Genomic DNA, 25,349 nt, shown 5'->3' with positions numbered 1-25,349 from the left:
TGCACGAGCGGCCTCGACTATGGTCTGGCACGCGGGGCGACGGTTCCCGCGTGCCGGACCTTCTCGCCGGGAGGATGCGCTGACCGCGCCGCGTACCCCTAAATATCAGGCCATCGCCGCCGAGCTCGCGTCGCGGATCCGGGGCGGGGAGCTGGCGCCCGGGTCGGCGCTGCCGCCGCAGAAGGAGCTCAGCGCCGCCTACGGCGTGACCCTGGCGACGCTGCGGCAGGCGCTGCGGCAGCTCGAGGACGACGGCCTCGTCTCGCAGCAGCCGGGGCGGGGAACTTTCGTGGCCGAGCCGCGCGCCGCGTACCGGCTCGACTCGCTGCGCGGGTTCGCGGAAGACCTGCGGGCCCAGGGGCAGACGGTGAGCACGCAGATCCTCGGGCAGGCCGTCCGCCGGCCGCCGACCTGGGTCGCGGCACGGCTCGGCGGGGACGCCGAACGCGTGGTGCGGCTGGAACGGCTTCGCCTGCTGGCCGGGCGCCCCGCCGTACATCAATTGTCGTGGATCGCCGGTGTTGATCTTGCAGCGGCCGATCTCAGTGGGACCTCGCTCTATGCGGCGCTGGCCGACCGCGGGATCGTCGTGCACCGGGCGTCGGAGGTGGTGCGGCCGGGTGCGCTCGACACGGTGACCGCCGATCTGCTCGGGCACCCGGAGGGGACGCCCGCTTTCGTGTCGGATCGCGTCACTTTCGGGCTCGACGACCGCGCGCTGGTGTTCGACCGGGCCACCATCCTGGGAAATCTCCTGGAGATCCGCACCGAGCGGGCGGTCACCGGGCTGTCGATGCAGTGGAGTCGCCAAAGCTGACCCATCCGCCGCGGCCGCCACGCCGAATGAGTCACGGCGTGAGGCTGGCCACTTCCCTCGCTGCCCGCTGTTGCAAAGTTCTGGCAACAGCAAGACTGACGGCGTAGGAGGTTGATCGTGGCGAACTCGACGTTGACCCGCGGACGCGTACGCGATGCCGTCGGGCCGCGGGGCTGGGCGAGCCTCGGCGGGATGAGCGCGTTCATCCTCCTGCTGCACGTCGTCGGCTGGGGCCTGCTGTTCTTGGTGATCGTGCCGGCGCACTACCAGGTCGGCGCCGCGGGCGTCTACGGCGTCGGGCTCGGCGTCACCGCCTACACGCTGGGGATGCGGCACGCCTTCGACGCCGACCACATCGCCGCCATCGACAACACCACCCGAAAGTTGATGGGCGGCGAGAAGCGGCCGCTGTCGGTCGGTTTCTGGTTCTCGCTCGGCCACTCCAGCGTCGTCTTCTTCCTCTGCCTGCTGCTCGGCCTCGGCGTGCGCTCGCTCGCCGGCCAGGTGGAGAGCGACTCCTCCACGCTGCAGCGGATCACCGGCGTGATCGGCGTCAGCGTCTCCGGCGTCTTCCTCTATGTCATCGGGATCATCAACCTGGTGCTGCTGGTCGGCATCTGGAAAGTTTTCCGCCGGATGCGCCAGGGGACCTTCGACGAGGACCAGCTCGAGGCGCACCTGAACAACCGCGGTTTCCTCAACCGGATCCTGTCCCGCACGACCGGCGCGGTCACCAAGCCGTGGCAGATGTACCCGATCGGCCTTCTCTTCGGCCTCGGCTTCGACACCGCCACCGAAATTTCGCTGCTCGTGCTGGCCGGCGGCGCCGCCGCTTTCGCGCTCCCCTGGTACGCGATCCTCACGCTGCCGATCCTGTTCGCGGCCGGGATGAGCCTGCTCGACACCATCGACGGCTGTTTCATGAATTTCGCGTACGGGTGGGCGTTCGCGAAACCGGTGCGCAAGGTCTACTACAACCTCACCATCACCGGGCTCTCGGTAGCGGTCGCGCTCATCATCGGCACCATCGAGCTGATCTCGATCGTCACCGACAAGCTGCACATCACGAGCGGGCCCCTCGCCGCGATCGGCGGGCTCGACCTGAACTACGTCGGTTTCGTGATCGTCGGGTTGTTCGTGCTCACCTGGGCGGTGGCGTTGCTGGTGTGGCGCTACGGCCGCATCGAGCAGAAGTGGGAGGCCCGCGAGGCGCCGGCCACGACCTCGGTCGTCCCGTGACCCACCCGGTGCCCGGCGCCGGTCGCGCCCGTCACGACCTCAGTCGCGCCTCTCACGACCTCAGCCGCGCCCCTCACGACCTCAGCCGCGCCCCTCACGACCTCAGCCGCGCTCCTCACGACCTCAGCCGCGCTCGGACCGCTTCGACCTGCTCTGCCGGCACGCCGATCTCGCGCAGGTAGGCGGGAGCGCCGCCGTAGCGCTCGTCGAGGTGGTCGAGGGTGTTGGCCATCGCGACCGGCAGCCGCTCCGGCGAGAGGCCGTAGTCGGCGACGATCTCCTCGCCCGGCACCCCCGCCACCGCCAGGGCCAAAGCGACGAGGACGCCCGTGCGGTCCCGCCCGCCGTGACAGTGCACGATCACGCCGCCGCCGGCCGGAGCGGTGGCGAGCGCGGTGAAGGCCTCGGCGATCCGGTCACGGTTGAAGTCGAGCATCGGGGCGTACGTGTCGTGCGGAACCTCGTACGGCAGCGGGTCGTCGAGCATCGGCACGTGGCAGTAGACCGGGTCGCCGGCGAACGGGCTCGGCTCGCGGTCGAGCTCCCGCTGCCAGCGCAGGTCGATGATGCGCGCGACGCCGGCCGTGCGCACCGCGGCCACGCCCGCCTCGGTCAGCAGGAACAGCCCGTCCGTCCGGTACAGAGCGCCCTTGCTGGTGAGCGATCCGTCCATGGTGGGCAGTCCACCGAGGTCGCGGGCATTGCGGCACTGCGGCCAGTCGACGTCCGTCATGGCAGCAGCGTACCGAACGGGTGACCCCAACTTGCTAATGGGAATCATTTCCAACAGGATGATCGCAGCGTTCCTGATGGAAAGGAAAACCAATGTCGCTCAACGTCTCCCCCACCCTGCTCGCCACCGCCGAGCGTGGTTCCGTCTCCGACGAGGAGTTCGTCGCCTGCGTGCAAGAGTCCCTCCCGTACGCGTGGGCGGTCGTCAGCAAGGTGATGACCGACCTGCGCGCCGGCGGTGGCGACTTCGCCGACCACGAGGTGCCCCCGCCCACCGAGCGCGAGCGCGGCCAACTGCTGCGCGCCCTCGCCAGCGACGCCATCCGCGGCGGCCTCGAGCGGCATTTCGGCGCGAAACTTGCGTTCCAGAACTGCCACCGGGTCGCCGCGTTCTCCTTCGACGCGGTCGGCGACGACCGTTACCGGGCGTTCGTGTCGCCGCGTGGCCAGCTGCTCAACCAGTCACCCGAGCTGCGCAACTGCTGAGCGAGCCGCCCGCTGCCCGGCCACGCTGCGTCCGGGCCGGGCAGCGGGATCCTCAGCTCTGCGGATCGTCCTTCCACGCGGCCCGCAGGTCGCGCTTGGTGGTGATCCACCAGTCGCGGAACTCGCCGCCGAGGCTGCGCAGCGCGTGCCGTATGCCGGGGTCGTCGAGGCCGGCGCCGAGCATCTCGACCAGGCTGAGCGCCCACAGCACCGGCACCAGTGCCAGGGCGAGGACGGCCGCCGGCCACCGGCCGGCCGCGGCGTGCACGACCAACAGCACGATCGCGGCGGCCTGCACGGCGAGGGCGGCGTAGGTCGAGCGGCGCATCAGCGCGGGCAGCAGGGGCAGGCACCGCCACGGCAGCCGGCCGGCGGGCAGGAGCACCCGCGCGCCGAAGCCGGCGAGCACGGCGGCGAGCACACCGGAGACGAGGCGGGCGAAGGTCGCGGCCGTGGGCCACCACCAGTGGCCGGCCAGCAGCAGCGCGCAGACGACGACGGCGCCGACGAACAGCCCGCGGCGCAGGCCGCCGAGCACGCCCCGGATCGGCCAGGTCATCGCGATCAGGTCGGGTCGGGCCGGGCTGATCCGGGCCACGTCGCGCAGGCCGCGCATCGAGCGGCGCACCCGCAACCGCTCGGCGTCGAGCATGGCGATCAGCCAGCGTCCGTACGAGTTCTCGGGCTCGATCGCGAGCGCGGCCCGCGCGGCGGCGGTGGCGGCGTCGCGGTTGCCGGCGTCCCGTTCGACCTCCGCGACCGTGAGCAGGCCCTCCACCGAGCGCGGGTCGAGGCTCAGGCCGCGCGCGGCGGCGGCGCGGGCGCCCTCGTGGTCGTGGGCGGCGGCGAGGGAACGGGCCAGCACCAGGTGGGCCGGGGCGCTGAGCTGGTCGAGCCGGACGGCCTCCCCGGCGGCGGCCACGGCGTCCTTCGAGCGGATCAGCAGGATCAGGTTCTCCGCCCGCTCGGCGTGGGCGTCGGCGAGATGCGGGGACGCGGCGACGGCGGCCTCGGCGGCGGCGAGGGCGGCCGGATACTCGCGGCGCATCCGCAGCACCGACGCGAGCAGCGTGAGCAGCCGGCCGTCGGCGGGCTCCTCGGCGAGCCCGGCGCGCAGGATCCGCTCGGCCTCCTCGTACCGCCCGGCCTGGGTGAGGTGGTGGGCCCGCCGATAGGGGTCGGTCATCTCATCGGAGCTTGCGCTTTTTCAGGTACGCCGCCAGGTCGTCGTACTCCCCCGACTCGTTGGCGAACATCGCGACGTTGCGGGCCGTGGAGAACCACGCGTCGGTCGACGGCCGCACCTCGCGCGCGGCCGACAGCATGTCGTGCTGGGAGATCATGCGGATCTCGCCCGTGGCGATCGAGTCGCGCATGGCGAACTCGGCGGCGGTCTCGCAGACGTGCGCGAGATCGGCGCCCGAGTAGTTCTCGGTGGCGTCGGCGACCTTGCCGAGGTCGATGCCGGCGACCGGACGGTCGCGCAGGTGATATTCCAGGATCGCGGCCCGCGCCGCCTTGTCGGGCGGCAACACCAGCAACGTACGGTCGAGCCGGCCCGGCCGCCGCAGCGCGGAGTCGATGTCCCACGGCGCGTTGGTCGCGGCGAGCACGAAGACGCCGTCGTTGTTGGCGTCGACGCCGTCGAGCTCGGTGAGCAGCTGGTTGACGACCGTGCGCATGGACGACGAGTTGAGCTGGCTGCGCTTGTGGCCGAGCGCGTCGATCTCGTCGAGGAACAGTACGCAGGGCGCGTGGCCGCGGGCCGACTGGAACAGGTCGTGCAGGTTGCGCTCGGAGCTGCCGACCCACATGTTCAGCACGTCGGTGATGGACAGCGAGATGAACGCGGCGCCCATCTCGCCGGCGACGGCCCGGGCCAGGAACGTCTTGCCGCAGCCGGGCGGGCCGTAGAGCAGCAGGCCGCCGCGCAGGCTCTTGCCGAAGAGGCTGCGCAGCTTGGGGTTGCGCAGCGGGCCGAGGAACGAGACCTCGAGGCGCTTCTTGACCTCCTGCATGCCGCCCACGTCGGCGAGGGTGATGGTGGAGCGCTCGACGTCGAAGGTGCGGTCGGCGTGGCCCTGCACGGGGTCGGGCTCGTCGTCGGCCTTGGCGAACCGCGGCGGCACGATGTCGCCGAGCTCCTGTTCCATGGCCGCCCAGTCGACGGTGTGGTCGCCCCTGGGCGGGTTGGTCGCCTCCGACGGCGGCGGGGCCGGTGGCGGGGGTGCCGGCTGCGGCGGGGCCGCGGGCCCGCCCAGCGCGTTGGCCATCAGCCGCCGGGCGGCCTCGTTGCCGGGCTCGCGGGCCAGCACCTGGGCCGCGTGTCCGATCGCCTCGGCGCCGCGGCCCGCCCCCACCAACAGCTCGGCCAGGTGAAGCCGGAGCGTCAGGTCGTCGGGCCGGGCCTCGACGGCTGCGCTCAAGCTGTCGATGAGGGGCGAGTCGCTCATGAGAGCAAATTATGCCCGCGCCTCCTGACAAGATCGCGGCCCGGTCACAGGGCCTCGTGGAAGAACGTGGTGATGTCCGTCGCCAGCAGCTCGGGCACCTCCAGCGCCGCGAAGTGCCCGCCGGACGGGAACTCCGTCCATTGCCGCACGTCGTGACGCAGGTCCACCAGGGGCCGCACCGGCTGGACGATGTCGTGCGGGAGCACCGCCACGCCGAGCGGAACCGGGCACGGGACCGGGCCGCTGCCGAGGCCGGTCTCCTTGATCAGGCGCGACGACGATCCGGCCGTGCCGGTGATCCAGTAGTGCATGACGTCGGTGAGAACCACCTCGTCGGGGATCGGGTGCGCCGGATCGGCCCACTGCGAAAATTTCTCGGCGAGGAAGGCGAGCTGGCCGACCGGGGAGTCGTTCAGCGCGTATGCGATGGTTTGCGGCGCCGCGGCGAAAAGCACCTGGTGCGGGTGCCGGTTGGCGGCCAGTTTTCGCGTTTTCTCGAGCCGCGCGGCGTCGAGCGGCGAAAGTGGCCCGTCGTAGGCGCCGCCGGTCGGCATGAAGTTGATGTGTACGCCGATCACATGCTTGGGGTCGGCGGCGGACACCAGGCGCGAGATGCCGGAGCCCCAGTCCCCGCCCTGGGCGCCGTACCGTTCGTACCCGAGCTCTGCCATGAGTTGCACCCAGGCTTGCGCCACCCGCTGCTGGCCCCATCCGCGTGAGCGGGTGGGCCCGGAGAAACCGAAGCCCGGAATCGCCGGGATCACGAGGTGGAAACGTGGCGTGAGCAGTGGGATCAGGTCGAGGAACTCGACGACCGAGCCGGGCCACCCGTGGGTGAGGATCAGCGGGATCGCGTCCGGCGACGCCGAGCGGATGTGCAGGAACCAGACGTTCTCGCCGTCGATCGTGGCCGTGAACTGCGGGTATGCGTTGAGCCGCGCCTCGTGGGCACGCCAGTCGAGCTTCTCCCAGGCGTGGGCGAGCTCCTGTACCCGGCTGAGCGGGATGCCGTAGTCCCAGCCGGCGCCGGGCAGCTCGTCGGGCCACCGGGTGCGGGCGAGCCGGTCGTTGAGGTCGTCGAGGTCCGCCTGCGGAACGTGGACGCGATATTCGTTCATGCCACTAACGTTAGTGTCGCTAACGTTAGAACGGCAAATGTTAGGTGTACGAATGTTAGGGTGGTCACGTGGAGGACGTGGAGCACTTGCCCAGCTGGCTGCTGACCCAGACCGCCGGGTACGCGGGACGTATGGTCAGCGCCCGGTTCGCCGACGTCGGCGCCCGCGGGTACCACTACCGCGTGCTCTCCTCGCTGGCCATGAAGGGCCCGGCCAGCCAGGCCGACCTCGGCCGGCGCGTCGGGATCCACCTCAGCGACATGGTCAAGGCGCTGAACGAGATGGCGGCCGCCGGCTTCATCCGGCGCGTGCCCAACCCGGACGACCGCCGCCGGAACATCATCATGATCACCGACCAGGGCCGCGCGCGCACCGAGCAGCTGGCCCGCCAGGCCGGCTCCATCCAGGACGAGCTGCTCGAGCCCCTCGACCGGGCGGAGCGCGAGCAGCTGACGACGCTGCTGACGAAGCTCTACCGGTATCACCGGATGCAGGAGTCCGCCCCGCCGCCGATGGAATGAGGGCCGCGCGGGCAAGACGAGTACACCTCGCCCTGGCTCGACGAGGGCTTCACCGACATGACCGACCTGTACTTCGGCAAGACCGGCGCCGGCTGCGGGATCACCCGGCAAATCCTCGGCCGGGAAGCTGACCAACACGAAAGGGGCCGCCGGATTTCGTCCGGCGACCCCTTTTCGCGTACGGAAGAAACTCAGCCCGGCCGCCGGTAGCCGGCGATCGGCCCCCGGTCGATCGTAGCCATCCGCACATGGTCACCCGTGTGCGGGGCGTGCACCACCATCCCGTCGCCGATGTAGATGGCGACATGATGAAGGCTCCCTGGGTAGTAGAAGACCAGGTCGCCCGGTTGCAGGTTGGCCCGGGACACCGCCTTGCCCTCGTTCCACTGGTCCTTCGTGTAGTGCTCGAGGTGCACACCCACGCTGGCCCACGCCGCCTTCGTCAGACCCGAGCAGTCGTAGCTGTTCGGACCCTCGGAACCGAAGACATAGGGCTTGCCGATGAGGTCGCAGGCTTTCTGCGCCGCACGGCCGCCCGCGTCGTTGTTGTAGGTGGCGGGGCACGGTCCGGTCTTGTACGGGCCGTCGGACTCGCCGGCCGCCCCGTACGCCTGGAGCCGCAGCTTCTGCAGGCCGTCGATCTTCTTCTGGATCGCGGTCTTCTGCTTGGCCAGGTCGGCATCGCGGGCCGCGATCGACTTGGTCAGCACGTCCAGGTCGGACTTCATGCCGGCGTACTTGTCGCGAAGTTTCGCGACGCCGGCGATCTGGTCCTGCTGGTGCCGCGCAAGCTGATCGAGATAGGTCAGCTTGGCGGTCAGCCCGGTGGGCGAACCGCTGACGATCATGGCGTTGAATGCGTTCGGCGCGCCCTGCATGTACGCGTCGACGGCCATTCCACGAACCTGAGACAGGGCGACGTCCACCTGCACCTGGAGCGGGGTGAGCTGCTTGGTGAGGTTCTTCAGCTGAGCCTGGTTCTTGAGCAGTTTGCCGTGCACGTCGTTGTACTGCTCGATGACCGGCTCGAGTTGGTTCCACTGCTTGTCGATCTCGGCCTCGACGCTGGCCGGAGACGGTGCTGCTTGCGCTACGGACGGGCCGGTGAGAACGATCCCGACCGCGGCGACGGCGCAGACCAGGCTGCGCAGAACTGCGGCGCGGCGCGCCCCAATCCGTTTCACGTAGGTGCGTTATCCCTTCTTCCCTAGCGCCGCCGACCGGGTTAGCTGACGGGTTCGGGCGGGAAGCGCGCCCGGCCGCAGGGGGACTGCGGCTTCACCCCGACTACTCGGGTCCCCGGTTCGCCGCACGCGGCGATTAGGCGGTGATCCGTCAGATCGGCCGGATGGACGATGGGGGGCTGCCGGACCGCCGACCACCGTACCCTCGATCATGTCGTTAACTGAAGTTGCCACGGCGGGGAAACTTCCTGCACGGCCTTCGCTACCCAGTGTGATCACAGTGGCCAGGCGTCCAGCGCCCGGTCGAGCCAGGGGACGACCAGGATCACCGTGGGTAGCACGAGCAGGGCAAGCGCCACGACCGCGACGCCCGCGTTGAGGGCCGTCGAGGGTCGCTGCGGGGCCGCAAGGCGGTCGAGCCGGCGCCGTTGCGAGTTTCGTTCGGGCACGACTTCCTCCGCCAGGGGGACGGCGTCGGTCAGCCGCTCCAGCGCGCCGCGCAGCGGCGCGGCGCCGACACGTTTTCTGGCGGCGTCGTCGGCCACCATCTCCAGAAGCACGTGTACGGCGTCCAGCGGCGCCCGGCTGCGCACGGGGCGGGGCACGGCGCGATAGAAGGCGGTGAACGACTCCATCACCATCTCGTGCCGGTGGCGCAGGTGGGTCTGCTCGTGGGCGAGGACGGCGTCGACCTGGTCGCGGTCGAGCAGCCGCAGGGCGCCGTCGCTGAGCACCACGCGCGCCTCCCGGCCCGGCACGCAGTAGGCGAGCGGCAAGTTTCCGGCGAGGACCCGGACGTTCCCGGCGTCGAGCTCCTGGCGCTGCTCGGCCCGGTCGAGCAGGTCGACGAGGAGGCGATGTTTCGCGCGGCGGGCGCGCGAGCGCCGCGAAACTCCCCACAGCGAGACGAGCAGCCGCAGCACGATGACCGCCGCCACGGCGAGGGCGCCGATCAGCGCGGCGGCGGTGACCGGTTTTCCGGAGCCGGCGGCGCGGGTCAGCTCCTCGGGGGCCGCGAGCACGACACCGAGCGCGGAGAGCACCGCGGCCAGGGTGATGGCCTGCCACAGCAGCACGGCGGCGGCGGGCGCCCGGTCGGGCCAGCGTGCCCGCGCGAGCAGGCCGGGCACGATCAGCGACAGGGTGAGCCCGAGCGCGCCGAGCAGCAGCGCCGTCATCCCTTACGGGCGGCTTCGATGGCGGCTTGCAGCGCATCCGGCGAAAGTTGCCCGACGAAATACGCGAGGGCGGCGTCGCGGTCGGGGGTGGCGCTGAGCGCGTCGAGCATGACGGACGCGGTCATCTCCTCGCGGGACTGCGCCGGGACGTACCGGTAGGCGCGGTCTGCTTTTTGCTGCACGACGACCGATTTCTTGGCCAGGCGGTCGAGCACGGTCATCACGGTCGTGTAGGCGAGGTCGCGGTCGCGACTCAGCGACTCGTGCACCTGCCGCACCGTGAGCGGTTCCGCGGCGTCCCACAGAACCGTCATGACCTCACGTTCCAGGTCTCCCAGCGCCATGTGTCCCACTCTACTGCACGGCGTCGTACTACACGTCGTAGTATCTACTACGAGACGTCGTAGAGGGGGGAACTCGCATGGACGTGCTCGACCTGACGCGGTTGCAGTTCGCGGTGGTGACGATCTACCACTACTTCTTCGTGCCGCTGTCGATCAGCCTCGCCGCGATCGCGGCCGGCCTGGAAATCACGTGGCTGCGCACGAAGAACGACAAGTTCCGTGATCTCACGAAGTTCGTCGGAAAACTTCTCATCGTCACGTTCGCGGTCGGCGTGGTCACCGGGCTCGTGCAGGAGTTCCAGTTCGGCATGGGCTGGAGCGCGTTCGCGAAGTTCTACGGCGACGTCTTCGGCCCGACGCTCGCCATCGAGGGGATGCTGGCTTTCTTCCTGGAGGCCACGTTCCTGGCGCTCTGGTATTTCGGCTGGGACCGGCTGCCCCGCCTCGCGCACGCGGCCACGATCGTGGTGGTCTCGCTGGGCACGATCCTGTCGGCGTTCATCATCCTGGCCGCCAACAGCTTCATGCAGAACCCGATCGCGTACGAGATGGACCCGGCGACCGGCCGGGCGCGCCTCACGTCGTTCTCCGAGCTGTTGCTGAACAAGGTGAACCTCGCCGCGTTCCCGCACACGCTGTCGGGGGCCGCGATGATCGGCGGCGCGCTGCTGCTCGCCATCGCGGTGTGGCGCATGGCGGCCGAGCCCGCACACCGGACCCTCGCGCGGCTCGGCGCCTGGGTGATGCTGGCGGGCGGGGCGGCCACCGCGGTGACCGGCGACCACCTGGGCAAAGTGATCACCGAGGTCCAGCCGATGAAGATGGCCGCCGCCGAGGCCCTCTACGAGACGACCAAGGGCGCGCCGTTCTCGATCATCACCACCGGCAAGCCACTGCCGTCGTTCACGCTGGACATTCCCTGGTTGCTGTCGATCCTCGCCAAGGGCTCGCCGGGCGCCACCGTCCAGGGCATCGACGACCTGCAGGCGCAGTACGCGGCGCAGTACGGGCCGGGCAGCTACGTGCCGATGATCCCGGTGGCGTTCTGGACGTTCCGCCTGATGATCGGGGCCGGGATGCTGGCGGCCGCCGTTGCCGCGTTCTACCTCTGGCGTACCCGAAAGAATCGTGCCGCCCCCCGCTGGCTGACCCGGTGGCTGCCGCTGATCCCGCTGCTGCCGGCAGCGGCCAACACGCTCGGCTGGATCTTCACCGAGACCGCGCGGCAGCCGTGGATCGCGTTCGGCCTCACGAAAGTTTCCGACGGCATTTCTCCCGGCCTGACCAGCGCGGAGGTCCTCGCCTCGCTGATCGGTTTCGCCGTGATCTACGGGGTGGTCGCCGTCGTCTGGTTCCGCCTGATCCGTCATCTCGCCCGGCAGCCGCTCGCGCCGCCCGCGGATGCGCCGGACAAATCACCCGAACTAGCGCCCGTCTACTGAGGGGACCTCCGCTGTGATCACCTTCTGGTTCTCGATCGTCGTGCTCGCCTGGGTCCTGTTCTTCGTCCTCGAGGGCTTCGACTTCGGCGTCGGCGTCCTCGGTCCGCTGCTCGGCCGCGACGACCACGAGCGCGGCGCGATCGTGCGCACCATCGGCCCGTTCTGGGACGGCAACGAGGTGTGGCTGGTCGCCGCGATCGGGGTAACTTTCGCAGCCTTCCCCGCCTGGTATGCCGCGCTGCTTTCTGGCCTTTATCTCCCGGTCGCCGCGCTGCTGCTGCTCCTGGCCGTGCGGGGCGTGGCGCTGGAGTTCCGCGGAAAGGGTGACGGCGAGCGCTGGCGCCGCACCTGCGACATTCTTCTGGCGCTCAGCTCCGCCGCGATCGTCCTGCTGTGGGGCGCGCTGCTCGCCGTTTTCGTCCGCGGTCTGGCGCTGGGACCCGACGGCTCGGTGACCGGCTCCGGCCTGAGCCGCAGCCTCTCCCCCATGCTGACCTGGCAGTCGCTCGCCGGCGCCCTGGCCGCGTTGTTCGCCGCCCTTCTGCTCGGCGCAACTTTCCTGGCCCTGCGCACCAGCGGCCCGGTCCGCCGCCGGGCACGCGACCTGGCACGCCGGCTGGGCACCGGCGGCGCCGTCGCGCTTGTCCTCATCGGTTTCGGTACGGTGTCGCGCACCGTCCTGGCCGCCGCGGCTCTTTCGCTGGCGGCCGGCCTGCTGGCGAGGCACGGCCGGGAGGCCCTCGCTTTCGCCGTGACCGCCCTGGGCGTGGCCGGCGCCGTCGTGGCCGTCCTGACCGCCCACGGGAGGGTCGTCCTGCTGAGCACCCTCGACCCGTCGTGGTCGCTGACCATGTCCGCGGCCGCCGCCACCCCGTCGGCGTTGCGCCTGATCACGGAGTTCGGCGTCGTCATCCTGCCCGGGGTGCTGGCCTACCAGGCGTACTCGTATTTCGTCTTCCGCCGCCGCGTCGCCAGCGAAAGAGTCCCGTCATGAGCCGCGGCCCGGTCGACCCGCGCCTGCTCCGGCACGCCGGCGGCGGGGTCGTCGCGCTCGCCCTGCTGGGCGCCGCTCAGGCCGTGTCCACCCTGGTCGTCGCGGTCGCCCTCACCCTGCTGGTGGCGGACCCTCGCTGGTGGGCCCCCGCCCTGCTTGCCGCAGCCTACGTGGCCCGTGCCGTCCTCTCCTGGGCCGAGCAGGTCGTGTCCGTCCGCACCGCGGCCAGGGTCACGGACTCGCTGCGCCGCCGCATGCTGCGCGTGCTGCCCCGCCGCGGCCCCGCCTGGGTGGCCGACTTCGGCCCCGGCCGTCTCACCGCCGTCCTGACCAGCGGCCTGGCGTCGCTGCGCCCGTGGTTCAGCGCCTACCTGCCGTCGGTCGTCCTCGGCGTGACCCTCCCGCCGCTGGTGATCGTGGTGATGGCCTGGGTCGACCTGCCATCGGCGCTGATCGCCCTGGCCACACTCCCGCTGATCCCCCTGCTGGGCGCCCTGATCGGCTGGGCGACCGCGGCCCGGGCCCGCGACCGCTGGCAGGCCGACGCCCGCCTGGCGGGCCACTTCCTCGACGTGGTCCAGGGCCTGCCCACCCTGCGGATCTTCGGCCGCGCCGACCGGCAGACCGCGGTGATCGCCGGCCTGACCGACCAGCACCGCTCGGCCACCCATCGGGTCCTGCGCGTCGCCTTCCTCTCGTCCACCGCCCTCGACCTGGTCGGCACCCTGTCGGTCGGCCTGATCGCGGTCGAGGCCGGCCTGCGCGTGGCGGCCGGCCACCTGCCCCTGGCGCCGGCGCTGCTGGTGATCCTCCTGGCGCCCGAGGCCTACCGGCCCCTGCGCGAGATGGCTGCCCGCTACCACGCCGCGACGGACGCCACCGCCGTGATCTCCGATGTGGACGAGATCCTCGACGTCCCCGTCGTTCCCGCCGGCGTTCCCGTCTCGCCGGGCGCCGACGCTGGGCGCTGCTTTCCCCAGCCCGCCGGTGATCTCCGGGTCGGTGTGCGGGCGGCGGGGGTGCACGCCCGCTACCTGGGCGCGAACGCTGAGGCCCTCTCGCTGCCGGCCCTGACCGTCGCCCCCGGCGAGATCGTCGCCCTGCGCGGCCCGTCCGGCGCCGGCAAGACCACGGCTCTGCGGGTCCTGGCCGGCCTGCATCCCGCCTCCGCGGGCACGTTCACCGCGCCCGGCCCCCTCTATCTGCCCCAGCGCCCCGCCCTCCCGCACGCCCGGGTGGTGGCCGATCTGTTCCCTCCCGGCACCGCCGAGACCGCCCTGGCGACGGTCGGGCTGGCCCGGGACCTGGCTCCCGGCACTGCCCTGGGCGAGCACGGCACCGGGGTGTCCGCCGGCCAGCGGCACCGATTGGCCCTGGCCGCCGTGCTGGCGAAAGCCGGCGCCGCACCCGCGACCCTGCTCCTCGACGAGCCGACCGCCCACCTCGACGCCGACACCGAGCGCCTCGTGATAGCCCGCCTCCGCGAGGCGGCGACGGCCGGCTCCGCCATTTTGGTGGTCGCCCACCGGCCGGCGCTGCTCGCCGCGGCGGACCGCGTTGTCGATCTCGCCGCCCCCGCCCCCGCTCCAGCTCCCGTTGCCACCGCCCCCGTTGCGACCGCCACCACCGCCACCGCCCACGCCACGGCCGCCGCCACCGGCGCTACCGCCCACGCCACGGCCGCCGCCGCTGCCTCCACCGCCCACGCCACGGCCGCCGCCGCTGCCTCCACCGCCCACGCCATGGCCGCCGTCACTGCCACCGCGGCTGCCTCCACCGCCATCGGCCCCGCCGAAGCCCCTGCGGCCTCGGCCCGGCCGACGATCTCTGCCCCGCTCTCGCGCCGGCGCGCGCTGTCGTGGCCGGTCGCGGTGGCGCTCGGAAGCGGGTCCTCGCTCGCCGGGCTGCTCCTCACCGGGGCCGCGGCCTGGCTTCTCGTGCGGGCCGCGACGCTGCCGCCGGTGCTCACGCTCTCCGCGGCCGTGGTGCTGGTGCGGGGCAGCGCGGTCGCCCGGCCCCTGCTGCGCTACGTGGAACGCCTGGTCGGCCACGACGTCGCCTTCGCCCGGCTGGGCGCGCGGCGGTCCCGCGTCTACGCCGCGCTGATCCCGCGCGTGCCGGGCCCTCGCCTGCGCCGCCGCGGCGACCTGCTCACCCGGGTCGTCGACGACGTGGACGCCCGGGTCGACGGCCTGCTCCGGGGCCGCCTGCCCGCCCTCACCGCGGCCGTGACCCTGACCGTGGCGACGGTGGCCGCCGTCGCCGTCGCGCCCGCCGTAGCGATCCCGCTGGCCGCCGGACTGCTCGTGTCGGCCGTGATCGCGCCGGCGGTGGCGGCCCGTCAGGCGGCCCGCGAGGACGCCACCACCGCCACCGCCCGGGCTCAACTCCGCGACGCCATGGTGGAGACCGTCGACGGCATCGAGGAGCTGCCGGCCGGCAGCGCCGTCCCGCAGGAGCGAAGCCGAGCCTTGTTCCGGCTGGAGTCCCGGGCGGCGAGCGCCGCCGGCCGGGCCACCGCGACAGCCCACCTCGGCTGGGGCATCGCCGCGACCGGGACCGCGTGGGCCCTGACCCACTTCGCCGCCCTCTCCCCGGAGTGGACCGCCGTCGTCCTGCTGGCGGTGGTCGCTCTGGGGGAAACCGTCCTGACCCTGCCCGACGCGGCCGTTGCTCGCCGCCGCGACGCGGGCGCCGCCGCCCGCCTGGCCGACCTGACGACGTCCCCGGTGCCGGCGACCTTCCCGTCGTCCGCGGTGCCCGCCGCTCCGGAACCAGGCTGCGTGGCATCGGCCGCCACTGCGCAGCCCGGCCGAGCCGCGCCTTTCTCCACCGGCGCGATCGGTGCCGTGGCGATCCGTGGGCTCAGCGCGGGATGGGACCATGGGCGCGAACCCGTGCTGCGGGACTTCGACCTCGACCTCCCCGCCGGTTCCCGCGTTGCGGTCGTGGGGCGTTCCGGGTCGGGAAAATCGACGCTGGGAGCCGTCGTCGCACGACTGCTCGACCCTCGCGCGGGGACCATCACGGCAGGCGGCAAGGATCTCCTGGCGTTTCCGGAAGACCAGGTGCGAGGCCGGATCATGCTGGTCGGGGACGAAACCGGGCACGTATTCGCGTCGACGGTCCGGGAAAATCTGCGCCTCGCCCGGCCGGAGGCCACCGATGACGAACTACGGGCCGTGTTGCGCCGGGTGCGGCTCGACGGGTGGCTGGCCACGCTGTCCGGCGGGCTGGACACCTGGCTCGGCACCGGCGGCACCACCATGTCGGGCGGGCAGGCGCGCCGACTGGCCACGGCGCGGGCGCTGCTCGCCGAGCCGGAGCTGCTGATCCTCGACGAGCCCACCGAAGGCCTCGACGTCGACCTCGCCGAAGCGCTGATGGCCGACCTGCTCGACGCGACCTCCGGGCGGACGGTCCTGCTGCTCACCCACCGCGCCGAGGGGCTCGACCGGGTCGATCGGGTGATCGACCTTCAGGCGCGGCCGAGCGCCACCGCATCGGTGCGCACACGGATCGCGGTGCTGACGGCGTACGCGGAAGGCGGCGGACGCCAGATCGCTCAGGGTGACCGGACGGCGGCACGGGAAGCCCTCGGCTAAGTTCGGCGGATGACAGCGCGAAAGCGGTCGCGGCAGCACGTCGAACGATTCAACGCCGCCGTGCGCAGCGGCGACTGGGACGAGTTTCTTGCGACTCTCGCCCCGGAGGCCGTGATGAGTTTCGACGGGGTGCCGGTCGGGCCTTTCGTAGGCCGCGACGCCATCGCCGTTGCCTACGAAACCAATCCGCCGACCGACACCATGGAGATTCGCGACGTCGAGATCGACAGCGACGCCGAGATCGTCAGGTTTGCCTGGAGCAAGGGTGGCACCGGCACACTGACGATCCGGCGGGGCGCCGGCGGGATCACGAAACTTGCCGTGAGATTCGACTGAGCGAGTCGAAAGTGCAGCGGTGCCTCCATGCCGATCATGGCAGGGGCCGGCCGCAAAGGCGGCCGGCGATCGCATCGAGCGCGGCGATCAGGTCCTCCCGTGGGAGCACCGGCGGGAGTGGGCGGGTCTCCAGCAGGCCGGCCGCCGTCTCGCCGTGCGACGCCACCGCGGCGGGCAGCGACGCCACGTCCCAGACCGCGTGGACCCGCCCGGTCTGTTCCTCGCCGCGCAGAAAGTCTTCCTGGCGCGACGATAGGGTCTCCCCCAGCGCGCGCCGGCGGGCGACCACGACGGGCACGCCGCCGAGGCGCTGTACCAGGCGGACCGTGCCGCGGCCGGCGTGGGTGATGACGACATCGGCCTCGGCGAGCCGCGCACGCATTTCCTCGAACGGCACGTAGCGGGCGTGCGGGCTCGGTGGCGTCACCGGCGACGTTCCGGTCTGCACGAATACGTCGTGGTAGGCGCACAGCGGCGCCACCGCGGCGATCAGACGGTTGAACGGGAAGGACCCCATCCCGACGGTGACCAGCAGGCGGGCCATCAGTACAGCTCTCCCACGAAAGTTTCCGGGGCCAGGCGGGCGGCCTGCGCTGACGGCGTACCGACCCAGAGCGCCGGCACCCGCGACAGCCGCGCGGCCAGGAAGAACGGCATCGCCATCCGCCGGCCGGCCGCGACCACCAGGTCCGAACGCGATTTCCGGAGGACGCGGAAAGCTCGCCAGAGACAGACCGGCTCCGGCACCCACGTCACCGGCTGGCCGGCCAGCGCGCTCGTCGTGTCGGCGGCCGCCACCGCCACCCAGGACGTGTCGTACCGCTCCCACCACGGTCGCAGCGCGAGCAGATCCAGCAGCATCCCACCGCTGCCGGTAACGAGAAGCACGCGCATGCCCGAAGACGCTAGACCGCGTACCCGAAGCTATGAATCCACTGTGGAGAGGGCAGGACAAGGGCCGTTCAGGCGATGCCCAACGCCTCCCGGATGAAGATCAGCTCGGGGGTGAGCAGGTCGACGCCGGGCGGCATGTGGCTGCCGCCGGGCAGCGGCAGCACGGTGTGCGGCTTTCCCGCGGCCAGCAAGGCCGCCGACAGCCGCAGCGTGTGGGCGGGATAGACGTTGTCGTCGCGCAGGCCGTGGATCAGCATGAGCGGCCGCGAAAGCCGCGGCGCGTCGCCGAGGAGCGAGCTGTTCTCGTACGGCGCCGGGTCGAGCTTGGGATCGCCGAGGAACCGCTCCTGCCAGTGTGTGTCGTAGAGCCACATGTCGGTGACCGGCGCACCGGCGACAGCGCAATGGAAAGTTTCCGGCGCCCGCAGCACGGCCATCGCCGCGAGGTAGCCGCCGGCCGACCAGCCGCGGATCGCCACCCGCGACAGATCCAGCGGGTACCGCCCGGCCACCGCGTGCAGCGCCGCGATCTGATCCTCGAGCAGGAACGTCGAGCGGTCGCCGTGGATGGTCCGCTCCCAGCGCGGCCCGCGGCCGGGCGTGCCGCGCCCGTCCGCCACGATCACCGCGAAACCCTGGTCGGCGAACCACTGCGACGCGTAGTAGTAGTCGCGGTCGGCGACCACGCGCTGCATGGCCGCGCCGCCGTAGGGATCCATCAGCACCGGGAGCGACTCGCCCTTCCACCCGGCGGGAAGAAGCACGGCCGTCCGCAACTCACGCTCACCGGCCCGGAGAAAATTCACCTCGGGTACGACGGGAGACGCGGCCGAGAAATCCTTGACCGTACGGCCGGCGACGGTCACCGCGTGCCCGTCCAGCGTGGCGCCGAGGATCGCGGTCGTGCCCGCCGTACGGATCCCGGAGTGGCATCCCGGCGCCGAGGTGACCCGGGTCAGGCCGTCGTCGGGCGACCAGGTCCACAGGTGCCGCTCGGTCGGCTCGTCCGTGGCGGCGAACAGCACCGTCTCCCCGTCGACGCCGTGCACCTCGAAGACCTGCAGCCCGGCGGGCGTGACCGGCTTGCCGTCCACCGTCAGGTGACGGGTCTCGTCGATGTCGCCGGTGGCGACCAGCGCGCCCGCGGCGGTACGCACGGGGACGCCGGGGACGATCTGGGTCCAGGCCTGATCGTGGGTCTCGGCGATGGTTCTCGCCTCGCCGGTCTCCGGCGAGATGGCAACGGTGCGCAGCACCGTCTGCGGCCGGTTCTGCAGCACCGCCATCAGGCCGTGGGTGTCCCAGACCACGTCGACCAGGTATTCGTAGTCGTCCCAGCCGAGATCCACCCGGGTCTTCCGGCCGTCCACCGCGAATATCCACAGGTCCACGATCGCGTTGTCGGTGCCCGCGGCCGGGTAGCGCTGCGCGGTCGGCGGCGAGGACGGATCGGTGGGGTCGCTGAGATACCAGACGCCGACCGGCGCGTTGTCGACGCGGGCCACGGCGAGCCGGTCGCCCGCCGGGGACCACCAGTAGCCGCGGTGCCGTTCCATCGACTCGGCCGCGACGTGCTCGGCCAGCCCGTACGTCACGTCGGGCCCCTCGGGGGTGGCGACCGGCCGGTCGTCGTCGCCGTCCGTGCCGATCAGGCGCAACTCACCGTTGTGGACGTACGCGACGTGGGACCCGTCGGGGCTGATCGTCGCGTCGGTGAGCGGGGTGCGCGCAGCGAGCGGGGCGACCGTGCCGGTCCGCATGCCGACCAGGTGCAGCTCCTCACCGATCGTGCACGCGACGAGCCGTACCGCCTGATCGAAGCTGTAGGCCACGACGCCGGACCCCTGATCGCGTGCCCGCTCCCGCCGGGCCCGCTCCTGCGCCGACGGCGCGGCCTCGCTCGCTCCGAGCGAACGCGGGTCGGCGAGCAGGCGCTCGGCCCCGGTCTCCAGGTCGAGTTGCCACAGGCAGCGGATCGGGTCCTCCCCGCCGCGCGAGCGCAGGAAGAGGGCCCGTCTGCCGTCCGGGGTGAGCGTGAGGCGCTGCGGCCGGCCGAGCCGGAAGCGCTGAGTGCGGGCGAGCTGGCTCGGATACTCCGTGGTTTTCGCGGCACGCATGCTCGCCAGTCTCTCTCAAGCGCCGGGCTCTCACCGGCCCAGACGCTCGAGAATGGTCGCGTTGGCGGTGCCACCGGCCTCGCACATGGTCTGCAGTCCGTAGCGGCCGCCGGTGCGCTCCAGCACGGACAGTAGGGTCGTGGCCAGTCGCGCTCCGCTCGCACCCAAGGGATGCCCCAGCGCGATCGCGCCGCCGTCGACGTTGACCTTGCGGGGATCGGCGCCGGTCTCCGCCTGCCAGGCCAGCACGACCGAGGCGAAGGCCTCGTTGACCTCGAAGGCGTCGATGTCCGCCAGGCGCAGGCCGGCCTTGCGCAGAACCTTGGCGGTCGCCGGGATGATGCCGGTGAGCATGAGGATCGGGTCGTCGCCGACCACGGTCGCGGTGTGGATGCGGGCGCGCGATCGCCATCCGTGCTCGCGGGCGATGTCACTGGTCGTGATGAACAGCGCGGCCGAGCCGTCGTTGACCGGGCTCGAGTTTCCGGCCGAAACTTTCCACTCGATCGGCCCGAACCGCTCCTCCCACCGGGCGCCCTCGAAGGAGGTCCGCAGCCCGCCGAGGATCTCGGCGGTCGTACCCGGCCGGACAGTTTCGTCGATCGCGAGGTCGTTGATCGGGGAAACTTGCGCGTCGAAATGCCCGCTCTTCCACGCCTCGGCCGCCCGCTGGTGGCTGGTCGCGGAGAACTCGTCCAGCTGGGCACGCGAAAGTTTCCACTCGCGGGCGATCAACTCGGCGCTGATCCCCTGCGGGATCAGGCCTCCGCCGTACCGTCGCGCGATGGCCGGACCACCGACGTCGGCGCGGCTGCCGTCGACGTACGCGGAGGAGCCGATCGGCACGCGGGACATCGACTCCACGCCGGAGGCGACCACGAGGTCGTACGCGCCGGCGACGACGCCCTGGGCCGCGAAGCTGATGGCCTGCTGACTGCTGCCGCACTGCCGGTCGACCGTGACGCCCGGAACCGACTCGGGGAAGCCGGCGGCCAGCGCGGCGAGGCGGGTGTTGTTCAGGCTCTGCTCGCCGACCTGCCCGACGGTGCCGCCGATGACGTCGTCGATCTCGGCCGGGTCGAGGCCCGGGATGCGGTCGACCAGGGCGCTCAGGACGTGCGCGTGCAGGGTGACGGGGTGGATGTCGTGGTAGGCGCCGTTCGGTTTCCCCTTGGCGATCGGGGTACGCACCGCGTCGACGATGACGGCATCTCGCATGACCTGCCTCCAGGGATTCGCCCGGGACATGACGGACCGATCGGTCCGATACTAGGTGCTGCGCGGACCGATTGGTCCGTTAAACTTGTCACCCGTGGCACGAGCAGAAGATCCAGCGGGGCGTGAGCGCATCCTGAGGGCGGCGACCGAGCTGTTCTACGTCAACGGGGTCCGGGCGGTCGGCACGGCCGACGTGATCGCGGCGGCCGGCTGCGGGAAGAACATGCTCTACCGGCATTTCCCCGGCAAGGCGGCGCTGGCGGCGGCGTACCTGCGCGGGGTACGCGCCGAGCGCGACAAGGCGACCGCCACGGCCCTCGCCGCACACCGTGCCGTGGGCAGCGCTGCGGTCAACGCCGGCGCGGGCGCGGGTGGCGCAGGCGCGGGCGCGGGCGAGCTCGTCGCGCTGGTCGGTGAGGTTGCCGCCTGGGTCAGCCGGGCCGACTTTCGCGGCTGCGCGTTCCGGAACTACCTCACCGAGTTTCCCGGCGCGGACGACGAGCCTGCCCACGTGGCCCAGGCCTATCTGCGGGACACGCGACGGCAGGTGGACGACCTGGTGGCCGGGCTCGGCGCCCCCGCGGTGACGGCCGATCGGATCTGGCTGTTGATCGACGCGCTCTACGCGGGCACCGGTACGCCGCCCCGGGTGGCGGTCGACTGGGCCAGCGAGTTGGTCGGATGATCAGCTGTCCGGTGTCAGTCCGGAGCGGAGCTGTCGGACGCCGGCCGGCGCTGGTGCGGGATCACCGGGTCGACGACCTCGGACGGCGGTCGCAACACCGTCAGCGTGGCGTGCCCCTCGGCGAGCAGCGCCAGGTCGGTGCCGGGCGCGGGGCTTTCCTTCGTTCTCAGAAAGTCCGTGCGGACGTACCCGTCGCCGGACTCGAGGATCTGGATCTGGACCTGGCCGAACGCGGCCAGCCGCGCCTCCCGCAGCGACGTCACCGCGGGGAGGTTGGGGACGTTCAGGTTGAGGGCCGTCCCGGGCGGGGCGGCCGCCGCGCGGTCCAGCAGGTCGCGGGCGAGAAGGCCGGCCGTCTCCCAGTGCAAGGTCTCGCCCTGCGCGGCCAGGTAGTCCAGCGAGACGGCCATGGCGTGGCAGCCCCGGGCGGCGGCAGTCAGGGCGGCGCCCACGGTGCCGGAGTGCAGGACGGCACGGCCCGCGTTCGCGCCCGGGTTGATTCCCGACAGGACCAGGTCGGGCGGCGGGCCGAAGGCGCCCAGAACGGCGATGACGGCGATGTAGGCGGGTGCGGCCGCCACCGCGTACCCCTGCGGGGTCTTCTCGATGACGACGCGGCCCTGGCTGGTCACCGCGGCCAGCGAGGCGCTCATGCCGCTGTACTCGGTCGCGGGAGCGGCGACCACCACGTCGTGCCCCGCCGAGCGGGCGGCCGACGCCAGAACGGCAAGGCCGGGCGACGCGATACCGTCGTCGTTGGTGACCAGGATGCGCATCACGCTGCCCTCGGAACGGTTTCGCGGGACGGCACGGGACGGCCGAAGTGGTAGCCCTGCAGCACGTCGAAGCCGGCTTCGCGGAGGACGTTCGCCTCGATCTCTCCGACACCGGTGTCCGCGTCCATCACCGTCGCCGGGGTGGCGAAATCGCCGAGCACAGGCGCGTGCGGCATCGGCGGCACCACCCTCCCCGTCCGGCAGTCCCCGAGAAATTTCGGCGCAGGTCAGTTGGTGGGCAAGACTACGTCAGGCTTCCGCCGATCTCGACGTGCGAACGAAAGAATTCATGAACCCGCGCCGGCGCTGCTCGTGCCGTTCCATTGCGGACGGCCTTCCGGCCGGCGACGACCAGGCGATGTGCGCCGGAACACGGCCGGGCCGCCCCGTGAAGATCGCCTCGGATCGCCTAGAGTCCGGGGCCATGGCGACAATCCACCAGGCCACGCTCACCCCGACGAAGCTCGAGTTGCTGGAGGCCTGGCTGCCGGGCCGTCACTGGTATCCCGCCGACGAGGTGCCGGGCCTGCAGCGGGTCGCGGCCTGCCGGTTCGACGACCCGGCGGGCGAGGTCGGGGTGGAGATGCTCGTGGTCCGGTCGGGCGACGACGGGCCGCTGGTCCACGTGCCGATGACGTACCGGGGCGCGCCGCTCGAAGACGGCGAGTTCTTCCTGGTGGGGATGATGGAGCACTCAGTGCTGGGGTCGCGGTGGGTGTACGACGCGGTCGGCGACCCGGTCTACATCGAGGCGCTGACCACCGCGATCCGTACGGGGGCCGGCGAGGCGGAGGAGCTGCTCGAGACGCCCGACGGGCCGCAGCGGCGCGAGTCGTCGATGACCGTCCGCGGCACCGGCATGGCGCCGGCCTCGGCCCCGGTCGGGCGGCTCGTGCGCGTCGAGGACGGCGACCCGGCCGTGGTGGTGGCCGAGGCCGCCCGCCTCGACGTGCGCCGCGTGCTGTCGGCCGAGCCGGCCGAAGGCCCGTTGTCGCTGGTCGGGGCATGGGCCGGGCAGCCGTCGACGGTGCTGGCGGCCCTTTACTGAGACGATCTACCGGGCGACGCCGACCGTGTGGCCGATCGTCTCCGGCTTGGTCACGCAGGCCAGCATGTGGTGGGCCACGTCGGCGCGGGAGATCGAGAAGCCGCCACGGATGTTGCGGTCGAGGGCCGTGCGGTAATGCGCGGTCAGCGGCCCGTCGGTGAGTTTGGGCGGGCGGCTGATGGTCCGGTCCCGGTCGCCGGCGCGGACGACGTCCTCCATGCGGGCCAGGTCGTCGTAGTGGGCGCGGAACATGCGCTTCGCGAAGGGTGCTCCCAGGTGGCGCATGAAGAAGCCGTCGCCAGGATCGTGTCGCGGCGGGTCCGGGATCGCGGGCGACGCGACCGTGCCGATCGGGGCCGCGCTGACCACGATCACACGCCGTACCGCTGCGATCTTCGCCGCTTCGATGAGAGCTTCCGTGCCACGCCAGGCCACGCCGGCCTCGAAATTCGTCCGGGCGCCGAGGCCGGAAGGACCGCGTCGGAACCCTTGACCGCCTCCGCGAGCTCGGTCACGTCGGGGTTGGCGAGATCCGCGAAGACGGTCCGCACCGGGTCGGTGATCTTTTCGGGGCTGCGGGCGATGGCGGTCACGTCGTGGCCCGCCTCGATGGCCTGTCGCAGCAGGTGCCGCCCGATTCCCCCGGTGGCGGCGACAATGATGAGCCGCATGATGTCCTCCCCAGGCCGTCGCACTCAGCTAATATGGAAACCATAACATCTCCTTTTGAGGTTCATACCGTATGACTTCCGTAACACCTCGGCAGCGGCGGCGGCTCGCGAACGGCGTCAAACAGGCGCTGCGCGACGCGGCGCTGCAGGTCGCCCTGCTCAACCACCAGGTGGGGACCAGGCTCAACCTGCGCGACGCCGACTTCGACTGCCTCAACCTGCTGAGCGAGCACGGTCCGCTGGGACCGGGAGCGCTCGCGAAGCTGGCCGGGCTGCACCCGGCAACGATGACAGGCGTGCTCGACCGCCTCGAGAAGGCGGGCTTCGTGACCCGCGACCGCGACCCGGGCGACCGGCGGGCGGTGGTGCTGCGGCCCTCGCCGGAGCGCGGCCGGGAGGTTCTCGGCCTGTACGCCGGCATGAACGACGCGATGGATGGGGTCTGCGCCGGCTACTCGGCCGAGGAACTCGAGATCATCGCCGATTTCCTGCGCCGCACGGCCACCGCCGGCCGGGAGGCGACGACAAAACTGGCCGAGTGATCCGGTCAGCGCAGCTCTTTCGCGCAGAAGTCGAGGAAGCCGTCGGGGTCGGGGCCGCAGTTCATCAGGGCGATGTGGTCGAAACCGGCCGTCCGGTATGTTTCGATCGCCTCGCGATACGGCTGCGGGTCGGGGCCGGTCACCATCTTCTCGCGTACGTCCCCGGGCCGCACCACCTCGGAGGCGGCCTCGAAGTTCGCGGGGTTGGGCAGCTCCGACATCACCTTCCAGCCGAAGACCGACCAGCGGCTGGTCTCGTGGGCGGCCCGGACGGCGTCCTCCTCGTCCGGCGCCCACGCCACGGCGATCTCCGCGTATCTCGGGCCCTTTCCGCCGGCCGCGGCGAAAGTTTCCACGAGGTCGGCGCGGGGCTCGGTGGCGAACAGGCCCGACCCGTGCGTGGCGGCGAGCTCGGCCGCCTTCTTCCCGCCGGCCGCGACCGCGATCGCGGGAAGTTTCTCCGGAAGGTCGAAAACGCGGGCGTCCTCCAGCGTCAGGTACTCCCCTTGGTAGGACCGGTATCCGCCACGCCACAGCAGGTTGATGATGTCCAGCGCCTCGGCGAGGAGCGCCTGCCGATCGCGTACGCCAGGAAAGCCCTGACCCACCACATGCTCGTTGAGCCGCTCGCCGGACCCCACGCCCAGCGTGAATCGATCATCGGAGATGATCGCCAGGGTCGCCGCCGCCTGCGCGATGATCGCCGGATGGTAGCGGACGGTCGGGCAGGTCACGCCGGTCGCGAGGCCCAGGCGCTGCGTTCTGGCCGCGATCGCGCCGAGGACCGACCACGCGAAAGGCGAGTGTCCCTGCACGTCGAGCCACGGGTGGTAATGGTCGCTCATCTCGACGAAGTCGAAGCCGCACTCCTCGGCGCGGACAGCCTGCCGGATGAGCTCCTTGGGCCCGAAGGCCTCGGCCGCCAGTTTGTATCCCAGTCTCATCCTCA

The 25,349-nt window shown here is 71.8% G+C and carries 27 protein-coding genes and 1 riboswitch; of the genes, 11 read left to right on the top strand and 16 right to left on the bottom strand.

Translation table 11 applies throughout. The annotated features are described in order from the left end of the window. Window positions 1-19 precede the first annotated feature (19 nt). Both ACIA5D_RS09375 and ACIA5D_RS09370 read left to right on the top strand, forming a co-directional pair. Window positions 20-817, top strand: a complete 798-nt coding sequence (locus tag ACIA5D_RS09375; protein ID WP_396029373.1) for a GntR family transcriptional regulator — start codon at window positions 20-22, stop codon at window positions 815-817. 117 nt (window positions 818-934) lie between these two features. Continuing rightward, window positions 935-2,056: a HoxN/HupN/NixA family nickel/cobalt transporter gene (locus tag ACIA5D_RS09370; RefSeq protein ID WP_396029372.1), complete on the top strand. Its 1,122-nt coding sequence runs from the start codon at window positions 935-937 to the stop codon at window positions 2,054-2,056. A gap of 115 nt (window positions 2,057-2,171) precedes the next feature. Here the strand turns inward: ACIA5D_RS09370 and ACIA5D_RS09365 are convergent, their stop codons facing one another. Continuing rightward, a complete protein-coding gene (locus tag ACIA5D_RS09365) occupies window positions 2,172-2,789 on the bottom strand; it encodes a tyrosine-protein phosphatase (protein WP_396029371.1) in 618 nt (205 codons plus the stop codon). Between the two features lie 92 nt (window positions 2,790-2,881). Here ACIA5D_RS09365 and ACIA5D_RS09360 point away from each other — a divergent pair, with 92 nt between their 5' ends. After that, entirely contained in the window at window positions 2,882-3,274 is a 393-nt protein-coding gene (locus ACIA5D_RS09360) for an SCO5389 family protein (RefSeq protein WP_396029370.1), read from the top strand. A gap of 52 nt (window positions 3,275-3,326) precedes the next feature. On the opposite strand, the gene ACIA5D_RS09355 is transcribed toward ACIA5D_RS09360, so the two are convergent. The 3 genes from ACIA5D_RS09355 to ACIA5D_RS09345 are packed head-to-tail and all read right to left on the bottom strand — an operon-like array spanning window position 3,327 to window position 6,845. After that, the gene (locus ACIA5D_RS09355) at window positions 3,327-4,460 is read right to left on the bottom strand and encodes a tetratricopeptide repeat protein (RefSeq protein ID WP_396029369.1); all 1,134 of its coding nucleotides are present in this window, start codon (window positions 4,458-4,460) and stop codon (window positions 3,327-3,329) included. A gap of 1 nt (window position 4,461) precedes the next feature. Continuing rightward, window positions 4,462-5,727 carry an AAA family ATPase gene (locus ACIA5D_RS09350; RefSeq protein WP_396029368.1) on the bottom strand — a complete coding sequence of 422 codons (1,266 nt, stop codon included), beginning with the start codon at window positions 5,725-5,727 and terminating at the stop codon, window positions 4,462-4,464. A gap of 44 nt (window positions 5,728-5,771) precedes the next feature. Next, window positions 5,772-6,845 (bottom strand): epoxide hydrolase family protein, encoded by a 1,074-nt coding sequence (locus ACIA5D_RS09345; protein ID WP_396029367.1) that lies wholly within the window; start codon window positions 6,843-6,845, stop codon window positions 5,772-5,774. 68 nt (window positions 6,846-6,913) lie between these two features. Between ACIA5D_RS09345 and ACIA5D_RS09340 the strand changes: the two genes are divergently transcribed. Next, on the top strand, window positions 6,914-7,366 hold the full coding sequence (locus ACIA5D_RS09340; protein ID WP_396029366.1) for a MarR family winged helix-turn-helix transcriptional regulator: 453 nt from the start codon (window positions 6,914-6,916) through the stop codon (window positions 7,364-7,366). Window positions 7,367-7,557: 191 nt separating this feature from the next. Here the strand turns inward: ACIA5D_RS09340 and ACIA5D_RS09335 are convergent, their stop codons facing one another. The 3 genes from ACIA5D_RS09335 to ACIA5D_RS09325 all read right to left on the bottom strand — a co-directional run bounded on the left by ACIA5D_RS09335 (window position 7,558) and on the right by ACIA5D_RS09325 (window position 10,072). After that, window positions 7,558-8,550, bottom strand: coding sequence for an NlpC/P60 family protein (locus ACIA5D_RS09335; protein ID WP_396029365.1), 993 nt, complete (start codon window positions 8,548-8,550; stop codon window positions 7,558-7,560). A 14-nt stretch (window positions 8,551-8,564) separates the two neighbouring features. Further along, window positions 8,565-8,703: riboswitch (cyclic di-AMP (ydaO/yuaA leader) on the bottom strand. Window positions 8,704-8,825: 122 nt separating this feature from the next. Further along, the gene (locus tag ACIA5D_RS09330; protein ID WP_396029364.1) at window positions 8,826-9,728 is read right to left on the bottom strand and encodes a M56 family metallopeptidase; all 903 of its coding nucleotides are present in this window, start codon (window positions 9,726-9,728) and stop codon (window positions 8,826-8,828) included. Further along, the gene (locus tag ACIA5D_RS09325) at window positions 9,725-10,072 is read right to left on the bottom strand and encodes a BlaI/MecI/CopY family transcriptional regulator (protein ID WP_396029363.1); all 348 of its coding nucleotides are present in this window, start codon (window positions 10,070-10,072) and stop codon (window positions 9,725-9,727) included. The genes ACIA5D_RS09330 and ACIA5D_RS09325 overlap by 4 nt, the downstream gene beginning before the upstream one ends. Before the next feature lie 77 nt (window positions 10,073-10,149). Here ACIA5D_RS09325 and ACIA5D_RS09320 point away from each other — a divergent pair, with 77 nt between their 5' ends. The 4 genes from ACIA5D_RS09320 to ACIA5D_RS09305 are packed head-to-tail and all read left to right on the top strand — an operon-like array spanning window position 10,150 to window position 16,449. Then, on the top strand, window positions 10,150-11,514 hold the full coding sequence (locus ACIA5D_RS09320) for a cytochrome ubiquinol oxidase subunit I (protein WP_396029362.1): 1,365 nt from the start codon (window positions 10,150-10,152) through the stop codon (window positions 11,512-11,514). Between the two features lie 13 nt (window positions 11,515-11,527). Next, window positions 11,528-12,508: a cytochrome d ubiquinol oxidase subunit II gene (gene cydB, locus ACIA5D_RS09315; protein ID WP_396029361.1), complete on the top strand. Its 981-nt coding sequence runs from the start codon at window positions 11,528-11,530 to the stop codon at window positions 12,506-12,508. Beyond that, a complete protein-coding gene (cydC, locus tag ACIA5D_RS09310) occupies window positions 12,505-16,113 on the top strand; it encodes a thiol reductant ABC exporter subunit CydC (protein WP_396029360.1) in 3,609 nt (1,202 codons plus the stop codon). Before cydB ends, cydC begins: the two co-directional genes overlap by 4 nt. A 9-nt stretch (window positions 16,114-16,122) precedes the next feature. Continuing rightward, a complete protein-coding gene (locus tag ACIA5D_RS09305; RefSeq protein ID WP_396029359.1) occupies window positions 16,123-16,449 on the top strand; it encodes a nuclear transport factor 2 family protein in 327 nt (108 codons plus the stop codon). A gap of 34 nt (window positions 16,450-16,483) precedes the next feature. Here the strand turns inward: ACIA5D_RS09305 and ACIA5D_RS09300 are convergent, their stop codons facing one another. The 4 genes from ACIA5D_RS09300 to ACIA5D_RS09285 all read right to left on the bottom strand — a co-directional run bounded on the left by ACIA5D_RS09300 (window position 16,484) and on the right by ACIA5D_RS09285 (window position 20,678). Beyond that, entirely contained in the window at window positions 16,484-16,993 is a 510-nt protein-coding gene (locus ACIA5D_RS09300) for a glycosyltransferase (RefSeq protein ID WP_396029358.1), read from the bottom strand. After that, window positions 16,993-17,343: a hypothetical protein gene (locus ACIA5D_RS09295; RefSeq protein WP_396029357.1), complete on the bottom strand. Its 351-nt coding sequence runs from the start codon at window positions 17,341-17,343 to the stop codon at window positions 16,993-16,995. Before ACIA5D_RS09295 ends, ACIA5D_RS09300 begins: the two co-directional genes overlap by 1 nt. 68 nt (window positions 17,344-17,411) lie before the next feature. Next, window positions 17,412-19,460, bottom strand: coding sequence for a prolyl oligopeptidase family serine peptidase (locus ACIA5D_RS09290; protein WP_396029356.1), 2,049 nt, complete (start codon window positions 19,458-19,460; stop codon window positions 17,412-17,414). A gap of 30 nt (window positions 19,461-19,490) precedes the next feature. Further along, complete coding sequence (locus tag ACIA5D_RS09285) at window positions 19,491-20,678, bottom strand: thiolase family protein (protein ID WP_396029355.1); 1,188 nt, start codon at window positions 20,676-20,678, stop codon at window positions 19,491-19,493. 94 nt (window positions 20,679-20,772) lie between these two features. Here ACIA5D_RS09285 and ACIA5D_RS09280 point away from each other — a divergent pair, with 94 nt between their 5' ends. After that, window positions 20,773-21,363, top strand: coding sequence for a TetR/AcrR family transcriptional regulator (locus tag ACIA5D_RS09280; protein WP_396029354.1), 591 nt, complete (start codon window positions 20,773-20,775; stop codon window positions 21,361-21,363). 14 nt (window positions 21,364-21,377) lie between these two features. Here ACIA5D_RS09280 and surE read toward each other — a convergent pair whose 3' ends face one another. Both surE and ACIA5D_RS09270 read right to left on the bottom strand, forming a co-directional pair. Continuing rightward, window positions 21,378-22,139 (bottom strand): 5'/3'-nucleotidase SurE, encoded by a 762-nt coding sequence (gene surE, locus ACIA5D_RS09275; protein ID WP_396029353.1) that lies wholly within the window; start codon window positions 22,137-22,139, stop codon window positions 21,378-21,380. After that, window positions 22,139-22,315 (bottom strand): hypothetical protein, encoded by a 177-nt coding sequence (locus ACIA5D_RS09270; protein WP_396029352.1) that lies wholly within the window; start codon window positions 22,313-22,315, stop codon window positions 22,139-22,141. Before ACIA5D_RS09270 ends, surE begins: the two co-directional genes overlap by 1 nt. 248 nt (window positions 22,316-22,563) lie before the next feature. On the opposite strand from ACIA5D_RS09270, the gene ACIA5D_RS09265 reads away from it, so the two are divergent. Then, complete coding sequence (locus ACIA5D_RS09265) at window positions 22,564-23,187, top strand: hypothetical protein (RefSeq protein ID WP_396029351.1); 624 nt, start codon at window positions 22,564-22,566, stop codon at window positions 23,185-23,187. 6 nt (window positions 23,188-23,193) lie between these two features. Here the strand turns inward: ACIA5D_RS09265 and ACIA5D_RS09260 are convergent, their stop codons facing one another. Both ACIA5D_RS09260 and ACIA5D_RS09255 read right to left on the bottom strand, forming a co-directional pair. Then, window positions 23,194-23,622: an NAD(P)-dependent oxidoreductase gene (locus ACIA5D_RS09260; RefSeq protein WP_396029350.1), complete on the bottom strand. Its 429-nt coding sequence runs from the start codon at window positions 23,620-23,622 to the stop codon at window positions 23,194-23,196. Next, window positions 23,559-23,858 (bottom strand): NAD(P)H-binding protein, encoded by a 300-nt coding sequence (locus ACIA5D_RS09255; protein WP_396029349.1) that lies wholly within the window; start codon window positions 23,856-23,858, stop codon window positions 23,559-23,561. The genes ACIA5D_RS09260 and ACIA5D_RS09255 overlap by 64 nt, the downstream gene beginning before the upstream one ends. Window positions 23,859-23,929: 71 nt before the next feature. Between ACIA5D_RS09255 and ACIA5D_RS09250 the strand changes: the two genes are divergently transcribed. Then, window positions 23,930-24,400: a MarR family transcriptional regulator gene (locus ACIA5D_RS09250; RefSeq protein WP_396029348.1), complete on the top strand. Its 471-nt coding sequence runs from the start codon at window positions 23,930-23,932 to the stop codon at window positions 24,398-24,400. A 5-nt stretch (window positions 24,401-24,405) separates the two neighbouring features. Here ACIA5D_RS09250 and ACIA5D_RS09245 read toward each other — a convergent pair whose 3' ends face one another. Beyond that, the gene (locus tag ACIA5D_RS09245; RefSeq protein WP_396029506.1) at window positions 24,406-25,344 is read right to left on the bottom strand and encodes a TIGR03557 family F420-dependent LLM class oxidoreductase; all 939 of its coding nucleotides are present in this window, start codon (window positions 25,342-25,344) and stop codon (window positions 24,406-24,408) included. Window positions 25,345-25,349 lie beyond the last annotated feature (5 nt).

Origin of the sequence: Actinoplanes sp. NPDC051513 (assembly GCF_044454685.1) — a bacterium.
GTDB lineage: Bacteria > Actinomycetota > Actinomycetes > Mycobacteriales > Micromonosporaceae > Actinoplanes.
This window is presented reverse-complemented; position numbering and strand designations above follow the sequence as displayed.